Annotated in this window: 15 protein-coding genes; 12 read left to right on the top strand and 3 right to left on the bottom strand. The window is 63.7% G+C overall.

Going from position 1 to position 16072, the window contains the following annotated elements; translation table 11 throughout:
- The first annotated feature begins 17 nt into the window (after positions 1–17).
- The 9 genes from VKZ50_17900 to VKZ50_17860 all read left to right on the top strand — a co-directional run bounded on the left by VKZ50_17900 (position 18) and on the right by VKZ50_17860 (position 8263).
- On the top strand, positions 18–956 hold the full coding sequence (locus VKZ50_17900; GenBank protein ID HLJ61601.1) for an ABC transporter permease: 939 nt from the start codon (positions 18–20) through the stop codon (positions 954–956).
- Entirely contained in the window at positions 953–1816 is an 864-nt protein-coding gene (locus VKZ50_17895; protein ID HLJ61600.1) for an ABC transporter permease, read from the top strand. The genes VKZ50_17900 and VKZ50_17895 overlap by 4 nt, the downstream gene beginning before the upstream one ends.
- The gene (locus VKZ50_17890; protein ID HLJ61599.1) at positions 1806–2813 is read left to right on the top strand and encodes an ABC transporter ATP-binding protein; all 1008 of its coding nucleotides are present in this window, start codon (positions 1806–1808) and stop codon (positions 2811–2813) included. Before VKZ50_17895 ends, VKZ50_17890 begins: the two co-directional genes overlap by 11 nt.
- On the top strand, positions 2814–3806 hold the full coding sequence (locus tag VKZ50_17885) for an oligopeptide/dipeptide ABC transporter ATP-binding protein (GenBank protein ID HLJ61598.1): 993 nt from the start codon (positions 2814–2816) through the stop codon (positions 3804–3806). It begins immediately after the preceding gene.
- Positions 3807–4034: 228 nt separating this feature from the next.
- The gene (locus VKZ50_17880) at positions 4035–5021 is read left to right on the top strand and encodes an aldo/keto reductase (GenBank protein ID HLJ61597.1); all 987 of its coding nucleotides are present in this window, start codon (positions 4035–4037) and stop codon (positions 5019–5021) included.
- A gap of 118 nt (positions 5022–5139) precedes the next feature.
- A complete protein-coding gene (locus VKZ50_17875; protein ID HLJ61596.1) occupies positions 5140–5550 on the top strand; it encodes a cupin domain-containing protein in 411 nt (136 codons plus the stop codon).
- A gap of 148 nt (positions 5551–5698) precedes the next feature.
- On the top strand, positions 5699–6733 hold the full coding sequence (locus VKZ50_17870; GenBank protein HLJ61595.1) for a zinc-dependent alcohol dehydrogenase family protein: 1035 nt from the start codon (positions 5699–5701) through the stop codon (positions 6731–6733).
- A gap of 66 nt (positions 6734–6799) precedes the next feature.
- Positions 6800–7186: a DUF2255 family protein gene (locus VKZ50_17865; protein HLJ61594.1), complete on the top strand. Its 387-nt coding sequence runs from the start codon at positions 6800–6802 to the stop codon at positions 7184–7186.
- A gap of 84 nt (positions 7187–7270) precedes the next feature.
- On the top strand, positions 7271–8263 hold the full coding sequence (locus VKZ50_17860) for an AraC family transcriptional regulator (protein ID HLJ61593.1): 993 nt from the start codon (positions 7271–7273) through the stop codon (positions 8261–8263).
- A gap of 736 nt (positions 8264–8999) precedes the next feature.
- On the opposite strand, the gene VKZ50_17855 is transcribed toward VKZ50_17860, so the two are convergent.
- Positions 9000–9605 (bottom strand): GNAT family N-acetyltransferase, encoded by a 606-nt coding sequence (locus VKZ50_17855; GenBank protein ID HLJ61592.1) that lies wholly within the window; start codon positions 9603–9605, stop codon positions 9000–9002.
- Positions 9606–10313: 708 nt separating this feature from the next.
- Between VKZ50_17855 and VKZ50_17850 the strand changes: the two genes are divergently transcribed.
- Together VKZ50_17850 and VKZ50_17845 are read left to right on the top strand one after the other, a co-directional pair.
- A complete protein-coding gene (locus VKZ50_17850) occupies positions 10314–10922 on the top strand; it encodes a DUF1326 domain-containing protein (protein HLJ61591.1) in 609 nt (202 codons plus the stop codon).
- Between the two features lie 65 nt (positions 10923–10987).
- Positions 10988–11779 (top strand): DUF2182 domain-containing protein, encoded by a 792-nt coding sequence (locus tag VKZ50_17845; protein ID HLJ61590.1) that lies wholly within the window; start codon positions 10988–10990, stop codon positions 11777–11779.
- Positions 11780–12049: 270 nt separating this feature from the next.
- Here the strand turns inward: VKZ50_17845 and VKZ50_17840 are convergent, their stop codons facing one another.
- Positions 12050–13936, bottom strand: a complete 1887-nt coding sequence (locus VKZ50_17840) for a hypothetical protein (GenBank protein HLJ61589.1) — start codon at positions 13934–13936, stop codon at positions 12050–12052.
- Between the two features lie 393 nt (positions 13937–14329).
- Here VKZ50_17840 and VKZ50_17835 point away from each other — a divergent pair, with 393 nt between their 5' ends.
- A complete protein-coding gene (locus VKZ50_17835) occupies positions 14330–14488 on the top strand; it encodes a hypothetical protein (protein ID HLJ61588.1) in 159 nt (52 codons plus the stop codon).
- Positions 14489–14503: 15 nt separating this feature from the next.
- Here VKZ50_17835 and VKZ50_17830 read toward each other — a convergent pair whose 3' ends face one another.
- Positions 14504–14830 (bottom strand): cyclic-di-AMP receptor, encoded by a 327-nt coding sequence (locus tag VKZ50_17830; protein ID HLJ61587.1) that lies wholly within the window; start codon positions 14828–14830, stop codon positions 14504–14506.
- Positions 14831–16072: the final 1242 nt, after the last annotated feature.

Raw genomic sequence — 16072 nt, 5'->3', positions numbered from 1 at the left:
GGCATCGCGATCGCCGGATGATTCGCTACATCGCGGGGCGGCTGCTGCTGATCCTGCCCGTGCTGTTTGGCGTCAGCATCGTGGTGTTCATGCTGATCCGCCTCATCCCGGGCAACCCGGCGATCGCGATCCTGGGGGAGCACGCGACCCCCGAGCTGATTGCGCGCGTGCAGAACCAGCTCGGGCTGAACCTCCCGATCTGGCGCCAGTACCTGCACTTTCTCGGGAACGCGTCGCGCGGCGACTTCGGCTTGTCGTTCTTCTACCAGGAGAACGTCTCGACGCTCACGATGGAGCGCATTCCGGTCACGCTGATGCTGATCGGCTATGCGGCGCTGATTGGGCTCCTGATCTCGGTCCCGTTCGCCACCCTCGCCGCGGTCCGGCGCGAGACCCCGGTCGATCACGCGATCCGGCTCGTGTTCACCGGCACGATCGGGATCCCGTCGTTCTGGCTGGGCATCGTGCTCGCGCTGCTGCTCAGCGTCAAAGTCCGGTTGTTTCCGCTCGGGGGCATTGGCGCCGGCGGGTTCGACACGGCATGGCACCTGACGCTGCCGGCACTGACCATCGCGCTGCACATCTCGCCGATCCTCGTCCGCGCGCTCCGCAGCAGCCTGATCGAGGTCCTGAATTCGGATTACGTCACGACCGGGCTCGCGATGGGGCTCCGCCCGCTCACGCTGCTGGTCAGCTATCTGTTGCGCAACGGGCTGACCCCGTTTATCTCGGTCCTGGGCCTCAACATCGGGTGGTTGATCGGCGGCACGATCATCATCGAGCAGGTCTTCGGGGTCCCGGGCGTGGGGTCGCTGCTGATCACGTCGATCCTTACGCGGGACTACTCGATCGTGCAGTTCGTGACGCTCGTGCTCGCGTTCCTCGTCATTCTCGTGAACCTGCTCACCGATCTCGCCTACGCCGTCCTTGATCCGCGGGTATCGTTCCAGCAATGAGCGCCGTCTCGCCGGTCGCGGCGACAGGACCCGCGCAGCGCCGTCGGGGCGCAACGGCGAGCTGGACGCTCCGCTTCGGGCTTACCGGGATCCTCACGGTCGGCACGCTCGCGACGTTCGCGCCGCTGATCGCGCCGTACGATCCGACGGCGCTCGGGCTCGCCAGCGGACTTCAGCCGCCGAGCGCCGCGCACTGGTTCGGCACCGACCAGCTCGGGAGGGATATCCTGACGCGGGTGCTCTATGCTGCCAGGATCGACCTGCAGATCGGCACGATCGGCGTCATCATCCCGCTGATCATGGGCGTCGTGATCGGGCTGTTCGCAGGCTACTACGCGGGCTGGCCGGATGCGATCCTCGGCCGGGTGATCGACGTGGTCACGGCGTTCCCGTTCCTCGTGCTCGTGCTCGCGATCGTGGCCATGCTCGGCCCGGGTCTCAGGAACTTCTACATCGCAATCTCGCTCGTGAGCTGGGTAGCCTACGCGCGCATCGTGCGCGGCGAGGCGCTGAGCGTCCGAGGCCGCGGGTACATCTTGGCCGCGAGAAGCCTCGGGTACAGCGACGCGCGCATCGTGTTCCGCCACCTCCTGCCGAACGTGATCGTCCCAGCACTCGTCTTCGGCATGAGCGACTTCGTGCTGGACATCCTGGCCGGCGCGTCGCTCGGGTTCTTCGGCCTCGGCGTGCAACCGCCGACACCGGAGTGGGGCGTGATGATTGCCGAGGGCAGGAACTTCATCATCACCGCCCCCTGGGTCGTGATCTTCCCCGGGGTCGCGATCGTGGTCACGAGCTTCTTCGTGAGCCTCATCGGCGACAGCGTCTCCGACATCGTGCGGCGGGTCCATGCGCCCTAAGGACGCCCTTCGCGTCGAGACGCTGACGGTCACGTTCCGGAGTAGCGGCCATGCGGTCGTCCGGGGCGTCTCGTTCGAGATCGCCGCGGGCGAGGCGTTCGGCCTGGTGGGGGAGAGCGGATCCGGCAAGAGCCTGACCTGCCGCGCCATCCTGAGATTGCTGCCGCGCGGAGCCAGTGCCGCAGGCCGAGTGACGTACGGAGCCCGCTCGCTCCTGGAGCTTGGCGACGCAGAGATGCAGACGCTCCGAGGATCCACGATCGCCATGATCTTTCAAGACCCAATGACCGCCCTCAACCCCGTGCTGCGCGTCGGCGACGCGATCGCGCAGGTGATCCGGTCCCACGAGGGACTCGGCGCGCGCGCCGCGCGGACGCGCGCGATCGAGATGATGGAGCGCGTCGGGATCCGCGACGCGGCGCGCCGCGCGGCCGCCTATCCTCATGAGTTCAGCGGCGGGATGCGTCAGCGCATCCACATCGCGATGGCGCTTGCGGCGCGGCCGACGCTGCTGCTGGCCGACGAACCCACCACCGCGCTCGACGTCATCGTGCAGGCTGAGATCCTGCGCCTGCTCGACGACTTGCGGCGCGAGCAGGGCATGAGCCTGCTGCTCGTCTCACACGACTTCCGCGTTGTCGCCGGCGTGTGCGACCGGGTGGCGGTGATGTACGCTGGCGAACTCGTCGAGCTCGGCCCAACCCGCACCGTCCTCCAGCGGCCCGAGCACCCTTATACCATCGGGCTGATGAACAGCCTGCCCGAGGCCGTGACCGGCGAGCGGCTGCGGGCGATCCCGGGGGTGCCGCCGGATCCGGGGCGCCTTCCTCCGGGGTGCGCGTTTGCCTCTCGCTGCGAGTTGGCGGTCGACGCGTGCAGCGCGGCGCCGATCGCGTTGTCGCAGACGGCACCTGGACATTGGTCACGCTGCATCCGGATCGACCGGCTGGACGATATGCGCCGCGGCCTCGCCGCGGCGGACTCGGCCTGCGTCTAGATGTTATTGATCGCAGAACACCTGACGAAAACCTATGCGCACCGCCGGGGATGGGTCCCTGCGGCGGCCGGCCGGCGCGTCCACGACGCGGTGCGTCCCGCCCTCGCGGATGCCTCGCTTTCGCTCGAGCGCGGCGAATCGATCGGCATCGTCGGGGAGAGCGGATCGGGAAAATCGACGTTTGCGCGCTGCCTCGCGCTGCTGGAGCGGCCGGACTCCGGGCGGGTGGTGCTCGACGGAACCGATCTCACCGGTCTCGGCACGGGCCCCCTCCGAAGGTCGCGGCGGCGCATCCAGGTGGTGTTTCAGGATCCATACTCGTCCCTGAACCCGCGACTGACGGTCGGATCAACGCTCCGAGAGGTACTGCTCGTGCACCGCCTGGTGGCGCGCGACCGGATCGCCCGACGCGTGGAGGAGCTCCTGGACCAAGTAGGCCTTCCGGCCCGCGCCGTCGACCGGTACCCATCGGACTTCTCCGGCGGGCAGCGCCAGCGGATCTGCATCGCCCGGGCGCTTGCCGCCGAGCCGGAGGTGCTGATCGCGGATGAACCGGTCAGCGCGCTCGACGTGTCGATTCAGGCGCAGATCCTCAACCTGCTCGCCGATCTGCGCACGCAGCTCGGCCTGAGCATGATCTTCATCAGCCACGACCTGCACGTGGTCCGGTACATCGCCCCGAGAATCGCCGTCATGTTCGGTGGGCGGATCGTGGAGATACTGCCCCCGGGGATTCCGCTCGAGAGCGCCCGCCACCCGTACACGCAGGCGCTGCTGGCGTCTCGCTCGCGCCTCGAGCCCGGATGGCTAGTCGGCGCGGGAGAGCTGAACGCCGACCTGTCCGCGTCCCTGCCGGCCACGGGATGCCCGTTTCGCGGACGGTGCCCCCACGCGTTCGAACCGTGCCACGAGATCGACCCGCCTGCCCGCGACATCGGCCAGGGACACGCCGTCGCATGCCACTACGTCACCACCGCCTCGCGTTCTTACTAGGGTATCTTCTGGACCTCGCGGCAATGCCCGCCCCGCGGGATCTTCTCCGGCGCTTCCTTCGATCTGTGTCGTTCAGCACGACCGTCCACCTACCCACCTTCGGTCTTACCCGGTGGAATCTCGGAGAATCTGGCAAGAACTTTGGCGAATTAGGCAACAGCCCAAAGGGTCAGCGCCCTATGCTTGTAAGTGACGTGAGGCTCCTACGCGGTACCTCGGAGAGATACAATGCAACAGCGCAGACTTGGGAATAGCAACCTCGAGATTTCGGCCATCGGGCTCGGCTGCATGGGGATGAGCACTGCGTATGGCCCGGCTGCAGATAAGCCGGAGATGATTGCTCTGATCCGCAGCGCCGTCAACCGCGGCGTCACATTCTTCGATACTGCCGAGCTGTACGGTCCGTTCACAAATGAAGAACTCGTGGGCGAGGCGTTAGCTCCTCTCCGCGGGCAAGTGGTGATCGCCACCAAGTTCGGGATCAAGATCGATCCCAGCGGGCAGCAGGCTGTGGATGGTCGGCCCGAGCGCATCAGGCGAAGCGCCGAGGGGTCACTCAAGCGACTCAAGGTCGATGCGATCGATCTGTACTATCAACACCGTGTGGATCCGGACGTGCCGATCGAAGACGTGGCGGGAACCGTGAAGGACTTGATTCGAGAAGGCAAGGTGAAGCACTTTGGTCTGTCTGAAGCAGGAGTGCAAACGATTCGCCGCGCACACGCAGTCCAGCCGGTCACGGCCGTCCAGAGCGAATACTCGCTGTGGTGGAGACGCCCTGAAGAGGAAGTGCTGCCGACGCTCGAGGAACTCGGAATCGGGTTCGTTCCATTTAGTCCTCTTGGGAAAGGCTTCCTCACGGGAAGAATCGACGAGCACACGACGTTCGACGCGTCCGACTTCCGCAACATCGTTCCTCGCTTTACGCCGGAGGCTCGGAAGGCGAATCTGGCCCTGGTAGATCTGCTTCGCAAGATCGCAGAACGGAAGAAGGCGACCCCTGCGCAGATCGCGCTCGCTTGGCTGCTTGCCCAGAGGCCGTGGATTGTTCCGATCCCAGGCACCCGGAAGCTGGAGCGCGTGGAAGAGAACATCGGGGCGGTCGCGGTCGAACTGACGTCGGGCGATCTCCGCGAGCTCAACAGCGCCGCCTCAACGATCACGATCCAAGGGGCGCGGTACCCCGAAAACCTGGAGAAGAGGACCGGTCTCTGAGCCGCAGCAAACGCGTTCGCCAGCTGCATTCCGCAGTTCACAGAGCGGGCAACGTGTGTCACCCGTCCACACACGCGAGACAAAACGACGAGTGCCATGACGTGAGGAGATTCTGAAGATGAACATCAACAGAAGCGGCTCACGGCCTTCCGGCAAGGGATCGGTCGAGTACTTTACCGGGACGGTACGCATTGATCCCTTGTTCGAGGCACACGGCCCGGCACGCGCGCTCGGCGCCAGCGTCACGTTCGAGCCCGGTGCTCGAACAGCATGGCACACCCACCCGCTGGGCCAGACCCTGATCGTGACAGCTGGGTGCGGCCGGGCGCAGCGCTGGGGTGGCCCGAGTGAGAAGATTCGGCCGGGTGACGTAACCTGGATCCCGCCCGGCGAGAAGCATTGGCACGGTGCCACTCCGACCACGGCCATGACGCACCTCGCCATTCAGGAACAGCTCGACGGCAAGACCGCCGACTGGATGGAAAAGGTCAGCGACGAACAATACGACGCCGGACCAAGGACTGGATAACACGGCAGCAATCATGAGGAAACTCCGGTGTGTCATCGGCGTGGGCCGCGGAGTGGGCGCAAGTGTCGCCAAGGCCGCCCTTGCCGCCGGGAAACGCGATCATCGCCACTGGCCGCAACACCGTTACCGTAGTCGGAGGTGAGCCCCTATGCGCGCAACTGTCATGTTCGGCGCCGGCGACGTCCGTATTGAGACCGTCCCCGACGCTCGCCTGATCGAACCCACCGACGCCCTCGTAGCCGTCACCCGTGCCGCCATCTGCGGCAGCGATCTCTGGCCGTACAAGACGATGGAACACAGCCAGACCGGCCGCCGGATGGGACATGAGGCCATCGGCGTCGTCGAAGCCGTCGGCGCCGACGTCCGCACCCTTAAAGCCGGCGATGTCGTCATCATGCCCTTCGCATACTCGGACGGCACCTGCATCTTCTGCCACGAGGGACTTCAGACGTCGTGCATCCACGGAGGGTTCTTCGGCACGGGTGACGTCGGCGGAGCACAGGCCGAAGCGGTGCGTGTCCCCCAGGCCGACGGAACGCTCGTCGTCCTACCGGTCGGCGCAGACGACGCGTTGATGCCGTCGCTGCTCACGCTTTCAGACGTGATGGGAACGGGCCATCACGCTGCCCTTGCCGCTAAGGTCGGCCCTGGGAAGACCGTGGCTATCGTCGGCGATGGTGCCGTCGGCTTGTGCGGTGTGATCGCCGCACGGCGCCTCGGCGCCGAGCGGATCATCCTCTTGGGCCGTCATCCCAACCGGATCGCGCTGGCGAGAGCGTTCGGCGCGACCGACGTCGTGAGCGAGCGAGGCGACGAGGCGGTCGAGCGCGTGCGCGAACTGACCGGCGGCTTTGGCGTCCATTCTGTCCTTGAGTGCGTCGGCCTGGAGCAGTCGATGCTCACGGCGCTCAGCATCGCCCGCCCGGGTGGCGCAGTCGGCCGCGTCGGTGTTCCCCAGGACGAGACGATGCCCGCGTCGCGGCCGGCATTCTACAACAACGTCACCGTGGGCGGCGGCCCCGCCCCGGCCCGCGCGTACATCAAGGAACTCCTACCGGACGTCCTCGAAGGCAGGATCGAACCGGGCAGAGTCTTCGATCGGGTCGTGCGTCTCGACGAGGTGCCTGACGGCTACCGGGCGATGAACGAACGGGAGGCGATCAAGGTCCTGATCGAGTTCTGAAGCACCGGCTCTGAACACGCGCCATTGCTCAGACCACCCAGAGCTATCATAGAAGGAGACACGCCGATGACGACTTGGACGAACGACGAGCTCGCCAAGATCGGGGCGGCAGAAGAGTTGGAGATCGCGTCACTCCGACGCGACGGCACGCTACGACACCCGGTGACGATTTGGGTCGTCCGCCACGGCGACGACCTCTACGTCAGAGCCGTCAACGGGCGCAGCGGCGCCTGGTTCCGTGGCACCCGGGCGCGCCACGAAGGACACATCCAGGCTGGCGGCATCGGCAAGGACGTCACCTTCGTGGACGCCGACCCCGAGATTAACGATCAGATCGACGCCGCGTACCGCGCAAAATACCGCCGGTACGCCGCAAGCATCGTCAGCCACATCGTTAGCGCTATGGCACGATCCGCGACGATCAAACTCGTGCCGCGCTCGACAAGCTCTTAGTTCACGAGAACATCGCGTTTATCCAGTGAGACGTTGCCCACGAGGCACGAGCGAAAGCGGCCCGTCGAGGAGGCGGTGACGCAGATGGCGTCGTCATCACTGCAAAGGAACCGTTCTCAAGATCTTGAAGATCATCTGACAAAAATGCGTCTCCACCGCGACGTCGACGGCCCACGTGAACGAGATGTGACCAACCTCGCACGCCTGATCTGCGCCTATGCCCCTCACGACGGCGTGTTCGACCTTCACATCCCCGGTTTGCACGCCAGTCGTTTTTCACGAACGCACACGGACTGTGTGCATGCCGTCCAGCTGCCCTCCTTGTGCATCATCGCACAAGGAGCGAAATCCGTGATCGTGGGTCAGGAGGCCTACGAGTACGACGCGTCGCGTATGCTTGTGTTCTCGGTAGCCTTACCGGTTGCTGCCCAGATCACGCGAGCCAGCCATTCCGAGCCGTACCTCGCTCTAAGACTGGACCTCTACCCCGAAAAGATTGCGGAGCTGGTGTTGAAGGTGTATCCGAACGGTCTGGCTCCGGTTCAAGAGAGGCGCGCCGTGTACGTCACTCCGGTCGACGTGAGTATCGTCAACGCCGCGACGCGGTTAGTGGAGAGTCTCGCGCAGCCCGGGGACGCTGAACTACTCGCCCCGCTCGTGGTGGATGAGATCTTGATCTGGCTGCTACGCAGCCCTCTTGGTGTTCGCGTGGCTCAAATGGGCTTTGCAGAGTCTGGCGTGCACCGAGTTGCGGAGGCGATTTCTTGGCTCCGCGCCAACTTCTCCCAACCCATGAGGGTCGAAGACTTGGCGGGGCTGGTACACATGAGTGTCTCCTCGTTCCACGAGCACTTTAAGTCAGTCACCTCGATGAGCCCGCTGCACTATCAAAAGCGACTGCGCCTCCAAGAGGCGAGGCGCCTGATGTTGTCCAACATGATGGACGCCGGCACTGCGAGCCGCCTCGTTGGATATTTAAGCGCTTCGCAGTTCACTAGAGACTACGGTCGGGTGTTCGGCAGTGCGCCGACCAAGGACATCGCAAGATTGCGTCAAGAAACGCCACTCTCGGTCTAATTCAATTCGCATTGTGAGGCCGTATGGGATCGATTGCCGAACCTGCGGGGGCTCAATGGGGCGCGGTGACGCATGCGCGGGGGATCCGTCACGGGGTGCCCCGGGGGCGCACTCATCGGTTTCGCGGCCCGTGTCGCGCTGGGAGGGTGTGGGATGATGGCGGGTGGTAAAGCCCTGATGCGGTCCCACTTGTGGGACCCGATGACCCACGTGGACAGATCGGCCTTGCCGTCGCTCGGACAAATCCTTGCGGAGCAAACCAAGTCGGAAGCGTATGTCGCCCGGAGCCATAAGGAGACTCTGTGCTGAGCGGTTACGCGTGTTGGAGCCACGGCGCACAGATCCCATCGCGTTCTTGACGCGGTCCTCGAGCGCGCCCCGCTCCGTCCCGCCCCGCGCCATGAGTGCGGTTCGTCTTGGTCTGTTCATCGACACGGCGGACCCCGCCCGTAGGTGCTGGGCCGGTGTTACTGTTGAGGCGGTAGAGAACACGCTCAGTCATGGGCTCGCGCTGGGTCGCTGGGGTAGACACTCGAGGTGCAATTGTTGGCGCGTGTTCTGCGTCGTTTCGGGCGGGGCGCGCTATGCACTCGGGTGCGCCTCGCCGTGCACACATCCACGCATACCTGTGTGCACGCGTAACGATAATGCTTACAAATTGCACGCGTTAAGCCGGACGCTGGGGAATCGCAGACACGAGTGCAAGTGCACGTCGCAGGATGCTGGTTGGTATTTGTTACCGACTACGAACGACTTTTCGCATCACCACTTTGCTCGTGCCCAAGCGGCCGACGAGACTGAATCCAACCTCGGCGAACATCGATTCGGTTCCGCCCCATAGGAACGAACTCGAGTACGATTTCCCGCGGACGGAAATTGGATATCCGTCGACCGTCCCCCCACCTTTGGCCGCGATGATGCGCAGCGCCCCTCGCAGCGCGGCCTTGGCGACTCCATCCCGCCTCCGGTCGCGGTCGACGAAGAAGCACGGTATTCGCCAGTCGGGCAGGTCGAGGCCCAACTTGCCGTACCCAGTCATCCGGCCCGGGAGTTCGGCGGGGGGTCCGAACTGACACCATCCCACTATCTGGGTCCCATCGTAGACGAGAGCCGCGTGGGATCGACCCGCGAGAACAAGTCTCTCCTTGAGCGCCGCGTTGTGCGCCGGCGTTCCGTAGCGCTCACCGGGCCTGCGGTGGAAAGTGACGCACCAGCAGCCGCCCCACACACCGTTGTGCTTCCCAACGATTTGCGCGAAGTCGCGCCACGTCCGTGGCCCAAGCTCCCGGATCGAGAATCGCGTCGTGGCTCTCTTTGCCCTAACCAGCTCCGCGCGCGCCATGTCGGACCCTTCGGCGACGAGTTAGCACACATTTCCATTTTTACGCCTGAACCCCTCCCCAAAGGTACCCGCCCGGCCTTCCCGGCCCTCGAGCCCGTTCCCCCGAGGTGGCACTCGGGCCAAGGCGCGCCCGCCGGGTGGCACAGCTCGTGAAGATGCCCGGAGCGGCCGCGCCGGCACCTCGAGCCCCCGCGCACCACCCCCAGCACTGAAGTCTCCCTCCGTATTTCCGAGACGCAGAAAACCATGGTTTTCAATACCTAGCGCACGGGGCGATGCCGTGCTCGGTCTTTGGCTGCCGCTAGGCATCCGAGAAGCGCCGGGCCAGCACCCGGGCCCGATCGCCACGCATGCCAAGCGCCCCCGCACTTCATCCTGCGAAAGCACGCGCCGGGCACCTTGCCATGTATGGCGCAGCGCGCGATCCGGTAAACTCGGCACCGAACCTGAGCGCCTGTCGCTTTCGGTGCGGCGTGCTGCGGCGGTCCTTCACCGCTCGCCGCAACCCGACACCTGAGGAGTCGATTCATCGCGCGCCAATCCTTGTCCTATACGGGTTTGCGCATGGGGGCCTTTGCAGGGAAAGTGTCAGTTGGGTGTGCACCATTCGTGCCTCAGGGTCCGTAAGGTTGGGTGCGTTTCAATGGGAGGGATTCAGGCACCAAAACGGAAGTCCCTGACCGTCTAAGACAAAGGAGGCGAAGCGCTATGGCGTGGCGCCTTAACGGTACGTACTTTGAAAACTGTAACTGCAACATGGTCTGCCCCTGCAGCACCTCTGGCCTGACCATGCCCGCGGACAACGAGCGGTGCCGGGTCGTGCTCGTATTCCATGTGGCCTCAGGCGAGATCGAAGGGGTGGATGTCAGCAACCGTACCATCGCCGTGCTGGCTGACACGCCGCGCCAGATGCTCGAAGGCAAGTGGCGGGTCGGCGTGTTCATGGATGCGGCTGCCTCCCCGAAGCAACAGGAAAAACTTGGTGCCGTCTTCTCCGGGAAACTCGGTGGACCAATGGCAGGCCTTGCACCGCTCATCGGAGAGATGTTGGGGATGGAAGTGGTGCCCATTGAGTACAAGGACGACGGGCGCCGGCACCGAGTGAAGATCGGCGACGCCGCCGAGATTGAGATCGAGGACTTCGTGCCACCAGGGAGTCCGACGGGAGAGGTATCCAAAATCACAGGGGCGTTTCATCCAGCGAACTCGACGCTCACGATCGCCAAAGCGACAAAGGCGCGAGTGAAAGCCTTCGGGTTGGAGTTCTCGAACGACGGGAAGAATGGCCACTCTGCTCCGTTCTCTTGGGCCGCATGATCGTTGAGGCTCCGTATGTCCAGCACGTGACGGGGCCGCGACTACCCTGCGCGGCCTGAGGCACGATGGCAACCCCACCCCTCGGGATATCCAAGCGGCCGCGGATCTGGCTCTGGCTGGCCTTGCTGCTGCTCGCCGCGATCGGCTGGACGATCACGGTGATCCAGGCCCAGGGCATGGGGAACATCGCCGATATGCGGAACATGGCAATGGGACCGACTCCGGTCACGCTCTTCTTGCCGGTCTGGGTCAGCATGATGGTGGCGATGATGTTCCCGTCAGTGGCGCCCATGGTGTCGCTCTTTTCCACCGTCGGGCGCAACCAACGCATCACCGCCAGGTCGGCGGTGCCGACTTGGGTGTTCCTGGCCGGCTATTTAGCGATCTGGAGTCTCTTTGGCCTTGGCGCCTATCTCCTGTCACTGGCGGTGCCGGCTGTGAGCATGACGGCACCCGGTCTCCGGGCGTACAGTCCGACGGTCGCAGGCATTGTGCTCGTTCTGGCCGGCCTATACCAATGGAGCCCCTTGAAAGGGGTTTGCCTGCAGCATTGCCGCTCACCCTTGGGCTTCCTGCTCCAGTCCTGGCGCGACGGCTATGGCGGCGCGTTTACCATGGGGTTTCGGCACGGCGCCTACTGCGTGGGTTGCTGCTGGGGTCTCATGGTCGTACTGTTCGCGGTAGGATTGATGAATCTGGGTTGGATGGTGCTATTGGCGGCCGTCATCTTCGCCGAGAAGATCTTCCGCCACGGCCCGCTCATCGGCCGGGTGGCCGGCCTCGGCCTTGTCCTTTTTGGCATGGCCACATTGACCGCGTCGTGGTTGGGAAAGCCGGCCAACATGCCACCTATGTGAGCTGCTCGGCACATACCCCTCGTTTGGTTCTCAACGCCACCGGACCGGGTGAGGAGCGCCGCAACCTCGGGCCCGTAGCAGCGCGGCGGCCGCCGGCGCCTCGGCGGGACCGCGGCGGCTGTGCCAAGCGCCGGACGACGCTCGGACTGGATTGGCGGATCGAACACGCACCGTGTACGAGCCAGATCTTCCAGAGCCCGATGTTCTCCGGGAGTGGTGCCAACGGCACGGCACCTCGGCGATCGCTGCTGGGGCACCTCGGGGGGCCGGCTAGTCCTTGAGGTGAAGCCCTGGCGTTTCTTTCAACGGTACCTGCAAGTCTCGAATCTGACTACGCAGAGTCTCCACTTCTTCGGCTTGCAACGTAGTGTAAGCAAGGCCCGCAGATTGCGCCAGCTTGTCAATGATGTCAACCTCATCGCGATCAAATGTCTCGCCGTTAGCGTGCGGGCCGAAAAGCGCAAGTCTGCTCAGCACTCGTCCGATCGCGATAGGCACCGCGAGAATGGGCATCTGAACGGGGTATGGCTGGGGCGCCGGTAGCTTTCCCTTCCAATAGCCGTCTGAAAGCACTAGAGGACGGGCTTGGAGCGAAGCAAGCAATGAGTCGTGCGCGGGAATCACCTGCAAGAGAGTTCCGGGCCACGATGGGGTCGCATGAACACGGTAGAAGGCCTCATCCGTTTTGCGTTCAAATAGCCCTGCGAGAGTGAGATCAAGGTCGTTCGCTGGCACGTCGATAAGCGCGTGATTGACTGCCTCAACCTGGGTGACTCGAGTTAGGCCTTCCGCTGCCTTCTTCAAGTCGCGCTCAGCAATGTACCACTTACGGTAGAACAGCCAATTCATAAAGTCCTTAATCTTTCGCAGGCGTTCATGAGCGAGTATGGAGATTAGTCCTACGGCAAGCGCGATCCAGGGCCAACGCTCTACTCTCCTGTGAAATGTGAGGTAGAGTAACTCGTACGCTACAAGCACTACGATGAATCCGAATGCCGCGACGCCCGAGCGATTGAGTACCAATCGGACATTGATCACCCGGTGACGTAATATCGCATAAGTGACGGCTATTGGGAACAATACATTCACTGCGTAAAGCGTTTGCCATTGCCATTGATGAATCGTCAGGGGCAAATTATTGAGCATCGAGGTTTGAGTGTAGACTTCGGCAAGGATGAAGCACAAGAGGCCGGACAGTGCGCCTAAGATGACCCAGCGTATCCTCGGTCGATCCGCAGGTTGAGTGACGTACGTGCGAAAGAACAAAGCGAAGACCGCAAGGTAAGTGGCGAGAAACAAATAGTAGTAGGCATCGTAGACAGCTTCAGTTGAGATCCCTTCAGTGTAGTTGCGAAACGACCAGAGGTTCAGTGCAGCCAGCGTCGCGAACGGGAAGAACAGCCACACAACCGCGCGCCGCCAATTTCTAACCGAATGACGCGGGAAGTACAGAGCGAACATCAGAATACCGGCGAGACCCGCACTGGCGATCACTGCCAGCGACCAGCCGAGCCAGCGAACTGCCTCGGCCGGAAGGTTTGCCCACCACACCTCGAGATCGCCGGAATTGAAATACAGGGCGTACACGAAGAACCCCCAAGTAACGGGCGATGGCGCCCGCCAAACGCAGAGCGCAGCCAGTCCGATGAAGAAAAGGCCAGCCAGTTGATCGAGCATGAGGGTCCACGTATTTGGCCATTTCGTACCAAAGAATCGGAGGTCTTCTGGCCTCGGCATCAACTCTACTGTCTCCCGAGCACGGTTGGCATGGATGATTTGTAAGACCACGGGCCGATCGTGCGCGACCCGCCCGCCGCCTTCTATTATCGCGCGACGATCAGTCATCGCTGTTGCGCGGAGGTCGATCTGATCGCCTTCTTGCAAGTGGCCCCGCGCGGGAGCGCAGCCGTGGACGGACGTGACCTTGCCGTTATTGTCAGCATCAAAGCAGACGACCCCCAAAGGGTACCAGCCGGCCGTTGGTTGGTGATGCGAATCTAATCCTACAAACGAATAGAGTTGTTGATACAGCGCACTCGGGCGCAGTGTATCGGGCAAGATGAGCGTTGTAACGTACGCCACGAGCAGTAGCAGGAGGATCTTGCCGAAACGTGACAATTCGCGAGGGCGATCCATAACGTTGGAAGCGTGACGCACGGCGCCTCCCAAGTCACCGGACAGACCAACTTGCGGGCCAACATGTTCGTCCGCCCAAACTCCAGCTCCTGCCGGCGCTACATTTGTGCCCTGTTGACACCAATCCGCACGAGGTGGCCTGTCCGTACCTTATCGCGCGCGCATCCGGCAAGGGACGGTGGTGCCGCACGCGCGATGGTGGGAGGATCTCAAGAACCTGAATGACAGTTTACGCTGCTGAATGGGTAAGAGTACCGATTTGCGCGGCGCGGGGCCCTGGAACCACCGCCACGCTATTCTCGTTGTGTGAGAGGGAACGCCACTCCCGGGGGCAACGGCATGCCAATCAACAACGATCGGAACCAGGTTTTGGTCGCTCTTCGGGATCACCCCCAAGGTGTCCGGAGCTCAGAATTGGGCGAGATGCTCGGCCTACCGCTGGATGCGGTCGAACGCCACCTCCTATACTGCACCGACTACGCGCTCGCGACCTGGGAAAAGAAGAAGGACCGGACAGGGCTCGCGACGATTACCAACCGCGGGCGCGACTACCTGACACGACAGGGGCTGTAAGTCCTATTGACGCGATCAGATCTTGACCGACCGGTCCACATTTAGTACGGACACGATCGCGCCTCCGACCTTTACCTTGACGGGTTCCACGATGTAGGATACGGGGTCCACCACCGGCGGCACCGGACTGATCAGCTTCTCCCGCACACAACAGATCTTCTGGATGACGGCAAGGGCATCGTCGACGCGGCCCTCGTCGGTGCCGATGATGATCGTCGTGTTACCCTCGCGGAGGAACCCGCCGGTGCTGGCAAGCATCGTGGTCTGGAACTGCGCGTCCATTAGCGCGTCGATCAGACGCCGGGAGTCCTTCTCCTGGACGATCGCGAGGATCAGCTTCAAAATGGGTGATCCACCCCCTCGGGGAGCACGGCCTCCCCCGAACCTGCGCGTGTCGATCACCCGGAATCGCGGAGGCTCATTCCCGGCTAGGTTGAGAAACCCCTCTCTCACGAAGAATATCTGGCGGCGTTTCGGGCCGCTGGGTTTGACGTCACCTCCGACGAGGAAGGGTTGATGGGACGTGGATTGCGCATCGGAGTCGTCCCTGAAACTAGCCTCCAGATCCCGACTGAATAGACCGGAAAGGACCGCAGTCTCCATCTGCCGAACCGCAATGTCCAACGTTGACGGCGATCCTGGTCCGGGAGGCTGACGAATGGGTCGTCGGCCGAGGAAGCGGGTTGCGAAAACAGCAGTTGCCAAGCGGACAAAGTGGCTTGCTCGACAACCGTCCTCCGTCTCGGTGCCTCGTCATCAACGACTCCACTTGCCCATGCTCTTCGCGGCTTAGGCAATCTGGCGCTCCGTCGGGGCGACTATGGGCGGGCGGCGGCACTTTTCGGAGAGAGCCTCACCATCGGCAGGGAGTTAGGAAACAGGTGGGGCACAGAGGAGTGCCCCGAGGGTTTTGCAGGGGTGGCCTCCGCACAGGGGCAGTCGCCGCGAAGCCGCCAGGCGGACAATTAGGGGAAACCTCTGGCGGCGCCACCCGGACCATACGTCGGCGATGAGCGCTTACGGAGGCCCGGCACCGGATGCCACCACCGAGCTACCCGTCTACCGCTAGGCACCGGAAACGCTTGGGAGACAAGGGCTAGCGCAAGGGGAGATCCACGGCGATGCACACGGCTCCGCCGCGGACCGACCCTCCGGCGGCGCCGGGAGGCGCCTCCTCGGGGTCGGCTCCGCTCCGGTGGGGGGGCTCCTCGACCCCGCCACGCCACCACCGCATCGCGTTCTTGACAACCCTCCCGGCGCCCCGTAGCATGGGCTCAAAGCGATGAGGGAGCGGGAGTACGTCCGCCGCCGGCCCGAAGCCGCGAATGCGGCCCGAGAGAGCCGGATGAGGTGCGAGCCGGCGGGAGCGGCGGGCGGAACATGGCTCCGGAGCTGCGCGACCAACCGCGGATGCCGAGAGGCCACCGCGCAGTAGGCGACGCCGCGGCGCCCGCGTAACCAGGCGACCCTTCGAATCGCGAAGCGGTCAGGCCCGCTCGGGCGGGCGAACGTGGGTGGTATCACGGAGGCGTGTGCCTCTCGTCCCAAGGACGGGAGGCATGTTATTTTGGGGGAGCGAGGCGA

Source organism: bacterium (assembly GCA_035295165.1).
Lineage (GTDB): Bacteria > Sysuimicrobiota > Sysuimicrobiia > Sysuimicrobiales > Segetimicrobiaceae > JAJPIA01.
Note: the sequence above shows the minus strand (reverse complement) of the source record. Positions and strands in the feature narration are given on the sequence as shown.